Below are 9,286 nucleotides of genomic sequence, written 5' to 3'. Positions count from 1 at the left end.
CGCGCACCATGAGGCCGCGGCGCCGTGCTGCCGGTCGCGCGATACAACTGCGACCAACGCACCGCGCTCGCCACGCTCACCGAGAACAGCTTGGCCGCCTCGCGGCAACTCGCGCCATTCCGCATGGCCGCCACGACGCGATCACGCAGATCACAGGACAGGGCTCGGGTCATCGGCTGCTGGCCTCCAGCCCAGCCAGCAGCTTGAATCAGAAAACCAAACGCGCCGGAACACCCAATCCGATTCCACCAGAAGGAATCAGGCTCTAGGCCGCCGGCGGCGGCGTTACCGCCACAGTCCCTTCCGCACGAGCCAGTCCTGCACCACTGCCGCGACCTCGTCGCTGTTGCGGTCCATCATCAGCATGTGGCTGTTGCCGCGGATGCCCCGCTCCGGCAGGTCGATCACCTCGACATCCGCGCCCGCTGCGCGAGCCTGTTCGAGAAACCGCACCCCGTTCCCCCGGATCGTCGGCCAGCGGCTGTCCTGCGCGATGTGATCGCCATAAACCGCCAGGATCGGCATGCCCCTGAACGCCGCCATCTTGTCCCGATCTCCCAGGCCCGCCGGCTCGATCAGGATCAGTCCCTTCACCTTCTCGGGCCGCGCCTGCGCCACCTTCAACCCGAACTGCCCGCCCTGGCTGTGCACCATCACCACGCTGTCACCAACGCGATCCACCAGGGCCGTATAGGCATCGATGATCATCGGATCGGTCGTGGTCCAGCGCGGCACGATCTGGCGCACGAAGTTCAGGTAGCTCTCCGTATCAGTCGGGAACTGATTGCCCGGCAGCACGCGTCGCTGCGCCGGATCGTCGCTCCATGACCCCACACCCGCGCCGATGCGGAACCGCTCGAACGGGTTCTCGATCGTCAGGAACAATGGCTCGCCTGGGAACAGATCGGGATACATCGACCAGCCCGACCGCCCGCGTTCGACCGCATCCGACACATAGACAGGCCAGCCCCGGCGCAGGAAGTAATGCTTCCACCCCTCGCGCCCGTCCGGCGTCGTCTCCCACGTCACACCCGTCAGCCCACCGCCATGCCACATCAGCAGGGGATACCGCCCCCGACGCTCGGCTGGCACGACGTACTGCGTGTACATCGCGCCCACCATGTAGCGGCCGTTCGGATCGACCCGCGCCGGCACGCCGCCCGGGGTGAACACCACCTCGCGCACCGGCTTGCCGCTGATCTCCACCAGCTTCCCGCCGACATGGAAACTGCCCATCTCGGCGATCGTGATCGGTCCGCGTTCGGACGCGGCAGCAACCCCGGCCGTCATCGTGAGCGCGAGAACGGTCGCAAGACGACGCGTGACAAGGCCTCCTCCGGCTTGATCATTCTGCGCGGCAGAATGCACAGGATGAAAACTCGGAGGAAGGCATTATCCACCGAGAGGGCGCTGGCCTCTCGGACTCTCCCGCCAGGAAACTGAGTTTCCTGGACCTTCCACTACGCCGCCCGCTTCGCCTCCCGGCGCCACTGCGTGAGCAGGAACTCGGTGTAGCCGTTCGGCTGCACGCGGCCCTTGAACACGAGGTCGCACGCGGCGCGGAACGCCGGACCGTCGAAGCCGGGCGCCATGGGGCGATACGCCGGATCGCCCGCGTTCTGCCGATCGACCACGGCCGCCATGCGCTTGAGCGTCTCCATCACCTGCGCCTCGCTCACGACGCCATGCAGCAGCCAGTTCGCGATGTGCTGCGACGAGATGCGCAACGTCGCCCGATCCTCCATCAGCCCCACGTCGTTGATGTCCGGCACCTTCGAACAGCCCACGCCCTGGTCGATCCAGCGCACCACGTAACCGAGGATGCCCTGGCAGTTGTTGTCGAGCTCCGCCTGAAGGTCGGCGGGGTTCCAGTTCGGCCGGTCCGCCACCGGGAAGGTCAGCAGATCGCCCAGCTTCGTGCGCGGCCCTCCCTTCGCGATCTCCGCCTGACGCGCCGCCACGTCCACCTCGTGGTAGTGCAGCGCATGCAGCGTCGCCGCGGTGGGCGAGGGCACCCACGCCGTGTTCGCCCCCGCCTTCGGATGCCCGACCTTCTGCTTCAGCATCTCGGCCATCCGATCCGGCATCGCCCACATGCCCTTGCCGATCTGCGCATGACCCGGCAGACCGCAGGCGAGCCCGACATCGACGTTGTTGTCCTCGTAGGCCGCGATCCAGGGCGTGGCCTTCATGTCGTTCTTGCGGATCATCGCGCCCGCCTCGATCGAGGTGTGGATCTCGTCGCCGGTGCGATCGAGGAAGCCGGTGTTGATGAACACCACGCGGTCGGGCACCTGCGCGATGCAGGCGGCGAGGTTGAGCGTCGTGCGCCGCTCCTCGTCCATGATCCCCATCTTCAGCGTGTAGCGATCGAGACCCAACAGATCCTCGACGCGCGCGAACAGCGCATCGGCCCACGCCACCTCCTCCGGCCCGTGCATCTTCGGCTTGACGATGTAGACCGAACCCGCGCGGCTGTTGCGCACACGGCCGAGGCCCTTGAGGTCGTGCAGCGCGATCAGGCTCGTCACCGCGCAGTCGAGGATCGTCTCGGGTGTCTCGTTCCCGTCCGCGTCCAGGACGGCATCGGTCATCATGTGATGGCCGACATTGCGCACCAGCATCAGGCTGCGGCCGTGCAGCGTCACGGTCCCGCCCGACACCGCCGTCCAGCTCCGGTCGGGGTTCAGACGGCGTTCGATCATCCGCCCGCCCTTCGGGAAGGTCGCGACGAGGTTGCCCGTCATGAGCCCGAGCCAGTTGCGGTACACGTCCACCTTGTCGGCCGCATCCACCGCCGCGACCGAGTCCTCGCAGTCCTGGATGGTCGTGACCGCGCTCTCCAACACGACGTCCGCCACCCCCGCCGGGTCGTCCTTGCCGATCAGGTGGCTGCGGTCGATCACGATCTCGATGTGCAGGCCGTGATGGCGGAGCAGCACCGACGACGGCGCGGCCGCCTCGCCCGTGTAGCCGACGCACTGCGAGGGGTCGCGCAGGCCCGTCCGCGCCCCGCCCTTCAGCGTCACCGCGAGCGCGCCGTCGCCGATCGCGTAGGCCGTCGCGTCCGCGTGGCTGCCCTGCGCGAGCGGGGCTGCCTGGTCCAGCACCGCGCGTGCCTTGGCGATCACCATCGCCCCGCGCGCCGGATCGTAGCCCATTGCGGACGGATCGACCGGCGCGAGCGCGTCCGTGCCGTAGAGCGCGTCATAGAGGCTGCCCCAGCGGGCGTTCGCCGCGTTCAGGGCGTAGCGCGCGTTCGACACCGGCACGACGAGCTGCGGCCCGGCAATGCGCGCGATCTCGTCGTCCACATGGGCCGTGCGCACCTTGAACGGCGCGGGCGCGGGCAGGAGATAGCCGATCTCGCGCAGGAACGCCTCATAGGCAGGCGCGTCGTGCGGCTGGCCACGCCGTGCCGTGTGCCAGGCATCGATCTTCGCCTGCAGCGCATCGCGCTTGGCCAGGAGCGCCGCGTTCCGGGGGGCGAGCTCGCGCAGGATGGCGCCATAGCCGGTCCAGAACGACGTCGGATCGATCCCGGTCCCCGGCGCAACCTCTTCGGCGACGAACGCCGCCAGTGCCTGGGCAATCCGTACCCCGCCGATCTCGACCCGATCCATATGGTTGTGCCTCCTCGAACCCGATTGATCAGGGGTATTTCCGATCCCGCCGCCGTTGTCGAGGGCGTGAACCCGCCCTTGCCTGACCCCCGTGGCATCGGGCAGGTTGCAAGGCGCTCTCCTTGCGGGGCCGTCGCGGCTCCGCCCAGCAGGAATAGGGGTCTGGAATGCGCCTTGCGGTGCTGAAGGAACGCCGTCCGGGCGAGGCCAGGGTCGCGGCCACGCCCGAGACCGTGAAGAAGCTGATCGGGCTGGGCCTGACGGTCGCGGTGGAGGCCGGGGCGGGCGAGCGGGCTTCGATCCCCGATGCCGAGTTCGCCGCCGCCGGCGCCGAGATCGCCCGAGACCCGGCGGCGGCCCTCGCCGGCGCGGGCATCGTCTTCTGCGTGCGCGCCCCGCTCGGCCCCGGCGAAGGGGATGTCGATCACCTGGCGCTCATCCCCCGCGGGGCGCTGCTGGTCGGCACGCTGAGCGTCTGGGAGGATACCGGCCGGGTCGCCGCCTATGCCGAGCGCGGGATCGACGCCTGCGCGATGGAGCTGTTGCCGCGCATCACCCGCGCGCAGAGCATGGACGTGCTGTCCTCGCAGGCGAACCTCGCGGGATACCGCGCCGTGATCGAGGCGGCGGTCGAGTACGGCCGTTCCTTCCCGATGATGATGACCGCGGCCGGCACCGTCGCGCCGGCGAGCGTGTTCGTGCTGGGCGCGGGCGTTGCGGGGCTCCAGGCGATCGCGACCGCGCGGCGGCTCGGCGCGCGCGTCTCGGCGACCGACGTGCGCCCGGCGGCCAAGGAGGAGATCAAGTCGCTCGGCGCGAGTTTCGTCGGCGTCGAGACCGACGAGACCAAGGCGGCCCAGACCGCGGGCGGCTACGCCAAGGAGATGAGCGAGGACTTTCGCCGCCGCCAGGCCGAGCTGATGGCCGAAACGGTGAAGAAGCAGGACATCATCATCTGCACCGCGCTGACCATGGGCCGCTCGGCGCCGAAGATCATCTCCGCCGAGATGGTGGCGTCCATGAAGCCGGGCAGCGTGATCGTCGACATCGCCTCGGATGCCGGCGGCAACTGCGCGCTGACGAAGCCGGGCGAGCGCGTGGTGACGGGCAACGGCGTGACGATCCTCGGCTGGCGCAACTGGCCCGGCCGGATCGCGGTCGCGGCCTCCGCGCTCTATGCGCGCAACCTGCTGACCTTCCTGACCGCGTTCTGGGACAAGGAGGGGAAGAAGCCGAACCTGAAGCCCGATGACGAGATCATCCAGGGCGTGGCGCTGACCCGGGACGGCGCCGTGGTGCATCCGCAATTCGCCCAGAAGCCGGCCGCGGCCGCGTGAGCGAGGGGACCCAAGCATGAGCGACATTGCCCAGAGGGCGGGCGAGATCGCCCGCGAGGCGGCTGCCCTGGCCGAGCGCGCCCACGCGCTCTCGATCAAGGCGGCCGCCGCGGCGCAGCCCGTGGCCGAGGTGGCCGAGCCCTTCCTGTTCCTGCTGACGATCTTCCTGCTCGCCTGTTTCGTCGGCTACTACGTGGTCTGGAACGTCACCCCGGCGCTGCACTCGCCGCTGATGGGTGTGACCAATGCCATCTCCTCGGTGATCGTGGTCGGCGGGCTGCTCGCGGTCGGGCTTGCCGAGGATACGATCGCGCGGGTGTTCGGCTTCCTCGCGGTGCTGCTCGCATCGGTGAACATCTTCGGCGGCTTCCTGGTGACCCACCGGATGCTGTCGATGTTCCGCAAGAAGGGAAGCTGAGCGCCATGGGTGCCGCGGTCACGACGCTCGCCTACCTGGTCGCGTCCGTCTGCTTCATCCTCGCGCTGCGCGGCCTGTCGCATCCCGAGACCTCGCGCGCCGGGGTGGTGTACGGCATGGTGGGGATGGGGCTCGCGGTGCTGGCGACGCTGGCCCGTCCCGGCATGGGTGGCTATGCCTGGATCCTGCTCGCCGTGGTGATCGGCGGCACGATCGGCACGATCATTGCCCGTCGTATCCAGATGACGGCGCTGCCACAGCTGGTCGCGGCGTTCCACTCGCTGGTCGGCATGGCGGCGGTGTTCGTCGCCGCCGCGGCACTCTACTCGCCGCAATCCTTCGGCATCGGCACGGTGGGCGCGATCAAGACCGCGAGCCTGATCGAGATGAGCCTGGGTCTGGTGATCGGCGCGATCACCTTCTCGGGCTCGGTGATCGCCTTCGCCAAGCTTCAGGGCGTGATGTCCGGCGCGCCGATCACCTTCCCGCAGCAGCACATGCTGAACCTCGTGCTGGCGATCGTGATCCTGCTGCTGACGATCATCTTCGTGGCGACCGAGAGCCACGCGCTGTTCTGGCTGCTGGCGATCCTGGCCTTCGCGATCGGCTTCCTGATCATCATCCCGATCGGCGGCGCCGACATGCCGGTGGTGATCTCGATGCTGAACAGCTACTCGGGCTGGGCGGCGGCGGGCATCGGCTTCACGGTCGGCAACCTGATGCTGATCATCGCGGGCGCCCTGGTCGGTGCGGCGGGCGCGATTCTCTCCTACATCATGTGCAAGGGGATGAACCGCAGCATCATCAACGTGCTGCTGGGCGGCTTCGGCGGCGAGACCGCGGGCGCGGCCGCCGCTGCCGGCGGCGAGCGCAGCGTGCGCGCGGGTGCCGCCGAGGATGCCGCCTTCATCATGAAGAACGCCTCCAAGGTGATCGTCGTCCCGGGTTACGGCATGGCGGTCGCACAGGCGCAGCACACGCTGCGGGAGATGGCGGACCTGCTGAAGAAGGAGGGGGTGGAGGTGAAGTATGCCATCCATCCCGTGGCCGGCCGCATGCCCGGGCACATGAACGTGCTGCTCGCCGAGGCGAACGTGCCCTATGACGAGGTGTTCGAGCTCGAGGAGATCAACAACGACTTCGCCACCGCCGACGTCGCCTATGTGATCGGCGCCAACGACGTGACGAACCCGGCGGCCAAGACCGACCCGGCCTCGCCGATCTACGGCATGCCGATCCTGGAGGTGGACAAGGCCAAGACCGTGCTGTTCGTGAAGCGCTCGATGGGCTCGGGCTACGCGGGCGTGGACAACGAGCTGTTCTTCCGCCCGAATACGATGATGCTGTTCGGGGATGCGAAGAAGATGACCGAGGAGATCGTGCAGGCCCTGGGTCATTGAGGGGCTGTGCATGCTGCCCGTAATCCTGGCCCCCGCCGCCGACGCTCTACCTTACCGCGCGGACCCGACAAGCCGCTTCCGCGTGAAGTTCGACGCGCGCGTCGATTTCACCAATGGCGGCCATGTCGAGGTGCAGGACTTCCTGCTCGACATCCCGGGCGAGACCGTGACGCCCGAGCGGCTCGCCGAGATGATCGTCTCGGCGATGAACCTGCTGCGCGCGGGTCCGGTGACGATCACGCGAATGGAAGTGGTGCCGCGCGGCGCGCATCACGACGCCGCGCCGCCGGCCGAGGGTCTCGCCACGCCCGCGGCGGTGCGCGCGCATTACGGCGAGGTCCGCGCGCTCGCCGCCGCCAAGACGGTCACACGGCTCGATGCCTGGCCGCGCCGTTTCATCGCGCTCTCGCCGTTCTGCATCGTCGCCTCGGCCGACGCGCGCGGCTGGTGCGACGCGACCCCGCGCGGCGACGCGCCCGGCTTCGTGCGCGTACTTGACGACACGACACTCGCGCTGCCGGACCGGCGTGGCAACAACCGCGTCGATACGCTGCTGAATGTTGCCGAGAACCCGCGTGTCGGGCTGCTGTTCATGGTCCCCGGCGTGCGCGAGACCCTGCGGGTGAACGGCCGCGCGCGCATCAGCACCGAGCCCGACCTGCTCGCCGAGATGCCCGCACAGGGCAAGCTGCCGTCCTCGGCCCTGGTCGTCTCGGTGGAGGAGGTGTTCTTCCACTGCGGCAAGGCGCTGATCCGCAGCGAGCTCTGGAACCCGGAGCGCCACGTGCCGCCCGGCACGATCCCGCCGATCGGCCGCATGATCGCCGAGCAGCTCGGCGGCATGGATGCGGACGCGGCGGAGGCGGATACGCTGGTCGGCTACCGCGACCGGCTCTACTGAGCCGCGGCCTCGACCGCGACTTCGACGTCCACATCGAGCCCGAGGAAGCTCTCGGGCGTACCGGTCCAGGAGCCGGCGATCGGCACCGCCTGCTCGGGCGTGCGCGCGACCGCGACCCGGATCAGGTTGCGCCCGGCGATCAGGCCGTTGGTGGGGTCGAACTCGACCCAGCCGGCGCCGGGCACATAGACGTCGCACCAGGCATGCGTCGCACCGCCGCCGACCACCGACGTGGCGGCGTCCACCATGTCGGCATCGTACAGATAGCCCGAGACGAAGCGGGCGGCGAGGCCGAGGCTGCGGCACGCCTCCATCATCAGGAGCGCGAAGTCGCGGCAGGCGCCGCTGCCGCGCCGGAGCGTCTCGGGGGCCGCCTGGGTGCCCTCCGCCGCGCGCGCCTCGTAGCGGAACTCCGCCTGGATGGCGCGCGTGATCGCGACGAGCAGGTCGGCCGTGCGCGTCGGACCGGCGGTCTGCACGAAGCGTTTCGCCCAGGTGTCCACCAGCCGCTCGGGATCAGGATCGTGCCGGCGCAGCACCGGGGCCAAGTCCTCCGCCTCCTCGGCCGGGTAGGCGAAGGGATGGGTCTCGGCATAGGGCTCGATCAACGTCGCGACATCGGGCGGATCGGCGGGGAAATGCGCGAGCCGGATGCGCGAGACGACCTCCAGCGTCGCGGCCGGTTCGGCGAAGGCGGCGATCGCCACCGAGTTGCCGAACACGTCGTGCTTCCAGCGCAGCGCGGCCGTGGGCGTGATGGCGAGCGTCGCCTCGACCAGCCGCAGGTCGTGGCTGTCGCGCGGGCGCGTCATCAGCCGGTGCTCGCCGAAGCTCACGGGCTCGGCGTAGCCGTAGGTCGTGCGGTGGGTGATCGAGACAGTGGGCATGGTGCGCGTCGCTGGTCGCGGGACCGCCTGCCTACACGCTCGCCACGCGCCGGGCCAGCACGGTCACCGGGCAGCCTGACCGAGACGCCGCATGGCCGCGATCCAGCGAGCCCGTTTCGCCTCCCCGGCGCTTTCCACCATCCCGAACAGGCTTTCGCGCACGGGGCCGATACCGACGAAGCCGAGGATGCTGCGCTCGAACGCCTTGAGGTTGTGAGCCCCGAACCACCAGCGGAACGCCAGCACGGGCATCCCCATGGTGATCACGACCCGGGCGGAACGGCCGGCGAGCCGGCCGCGCATCCGTCCCGGCTCGAAGGCGAAGCCGGGGCGGAGCGTCTGCTCGAGGAACGCCTTGAGCAGCGCCGGCATGGCGCCGAGCCAAAGCGGATAGAGGAACACCAGATGCTCGGCCCAGGCGAAATCGGCCTGGACCGCGGCAATGGGTTCGGGCGGCGCGCCGGAGTCGAACTCCGCCTTGGTGCGCAGGAGGGGAAAATCGAGACGCGCCACCGCGATGGGCCGCACGTCATGCCCGGCTGACAGGGCCCCTTGGGCATAGGCATCGGCAAGGGCGTGGCCGAGATGGCCGCCTGCTGGATCGGGGTGCCCCTGGATGATGACGATGCGGCGGCTCATCGGGAGTCCTTTCGCGCGGGTCGGCCCGGTATCGCCCATGTCTGCTGCGCTGATCCACCGCGCGCGTGCCGCCGCCCTTGC

The 9,286-nt window shown here is 69.4% G+C and carries 8 protein-coding genes; 4 read left to right on the top strand and 4 right to left on the bottom strand.

Annotation, left to right across the window (positions count from 1 at the left end; translation table 11 throughout):
• Positions 1–285: 285 nt before the first annotated feature.
• Both F563_RS0109125 and F563_RS0109120 read right to left on the bottom strand, forming a co-directional pair.
• Positions 286–1,290 carry an alpha/beta hydrolase gene (locus F563_RS0109125; protein WP_019014359.1) on the bottom strand — a complete coding sequence of 335 codons (1,005 nt, stop codon included), beginning with the start codon at positions 1,288–1,290 and terminating at the stop codon, positions 286–288.
• A 170-nt stretch (positions 1,291–1,460) separates the two neighbouring features.
• Positions 1,461–3,623, bottom strand: a complete 2,163-nt coding sequence (locus F563_RS0109120; protein ID WP_019014358.1) for a malate synthase G — start codon at positions 3,621–3,623, stop codon at positions 1,461–1,463.
• Between the two features lie 167 nt (positions 3,624–3,790).
• On the opposite strand from F563_RS0109120, the gene F563_RS0109115 reads away from it, so the two are divergent.
• The 4 genes from F563_RS0109115 to F563_RS0109100 are packed head-to-tail and all read left to right on the top strand — an operon-like array spanning position 3,791 to position 7,679.
• Positions 3,791–4,960 (top strand): Re/Si-specific NAD(P)(+) transhydrogenase subunit alpha, encoded by a 1,170-nt coding sequence (locus F563_RS0109115; RefSeq protein WP_019014357.1) that lies wholly within the window; start codon positions 3,791–3,793, stop codon positions 4,958–4,960.
• A 16-nt stretch (positions 4,961–4,976) separates the two neighbouring features.
• Complete coding sequence (locus tag F563_RS0109110) at positions 4,977–5,378, top strand: proton-translocating transhydrogenase family protein (RefSeq protein ID WP_019014356.1); 402 nt, start codon at positions 4,977–4,979, stop codon at positions 5,376–5,378.
• Between the two features lie 5 nt (positions 5,379–5,383).
• Entirely contained in the window at positions 5,384–6,778 is a 1,395-nt protein-coding gene (locus tag F563_RS0109105) for an NAD(P)(+) transhydrogenase (Re/Si-specific) subunit beta (RefSeq protein WP_019014355.1), read from the top strand.
• Positions 6,779–6,788: 10 nt separating this feature from the next.
• Complete coding sequence (locus F563_RS0109100; RefSeq protein ID WP_245557113.1) at positions 6,789–7,679, top strand: pyridoxamine 5'-phosphate oxidase family protein; 891 nt, start codon at positions 6,789–6,791, stop codon at positions 7,677–7,679.
• On the opposite strand, the gene F563_RS0109095 is transcribed toward F563_RS0109100, so the two are convergent.
• A complete protein-coding gene (locus F563_RS0109095; RefSeq protein ID WP_019014353.1) occupies positions 7,673–8,566 on the bottom strand; it encodes a transglutaminase family protein in 894 nt (297 codons plus the stop codon). The two genes, F563_RS0109100 and F563_RS0109095, sit on opposite strands and share 7 nt — an antisense overlap.
• 63 nt (positions 8,567–8,629) lie before the next feature.
• Complete coding sequence (locus tag F563_RS0109090; RefSeq protein ID WP_026299452.1) at positions 8,630–9,205, bottom strand: NAD(P)H-dependent oxidoreductase; 576 nt, start codon at positions 9,203–9,205, stop codon at positions 8,630–8,632.
• Positions 9,206–9,286 lie beyond the last annotated feature (81 nt).

The sequence above is a fragment of the Elioraea tepidiphila DSM 17972 genome (assembly GCF_000378465.1).
GTDB classification, from domain to species: Bacteria; Pseudomonadota; Alphaproteobacteria; order Acetobacterales; family Acetobacteraceae; genus Elioraea; species Elioraea tepidiphila.
The sequence above is the reverse complement of the archived record's forward strand: the minus strand, read 5'-3'. Positions and strand labels throughout refer to the sequence as shown.

Bases quoted from the DNA above. Each gene is read 5' to 3' on its own strand.
- F563_RS0109110 (WP_019014356.1), top strand. From the start codon at position 4,977: ATGAGCGACATTGCCCAGAGGGCGGGCGAGATCGCCCGCGAGGCGGCT.
- F563_RS0109090 (WP_026299452.1), bottom strand. From the start codon at position 9,205: ATGAGCCGCCGCATCGTCATCATCCAGGGGCACCCCGATCCAGCAGGC.
- F563_RS0109095 (WP_019014353.1), bottom strand. From the start codon at position 8,566: ATGCCCACTGTCTCGATCACCCACCGCACGACCTACGGCTACGCCGAG.
- F563_RS0109115 (WP_019014357.1), top strand. From the start codon at position 3,791: ATGCGCCTTGCGGTGCTGAAGGAACGCCGTCCGGGCGAGGCCAGGGTC.
- F563_RS0109120 (WP_019014358.1), bottom strand. From the start codon at position 3,623: ATGGATCGGGTCGAGATCGGCGGGGTACGGATTGCCCAGGCACTGGCG.
- F563_RS0109105 (WP_019014355.1), top strand. From the start codon at position 5,384: ATGGGTGCCGCGGTCACGACGCTCGCCTACCTGGTCGCGTCCGTCTGC.
- F563_RS0109125 (WP_019014359.1), bottom strand. From the start codon at position 1,290: ATGACGGCCGGGGTTGCTGCCGCGTCCGAACGCGGACCGATCACGATC.
- F563_RS0109100 (WP_245557113.1), top strand. From the start codon at position 6,789: ATGCTGCCCGTAATCCTGGCCCCCGCCGCCGACGCTCTACCTTACCGC.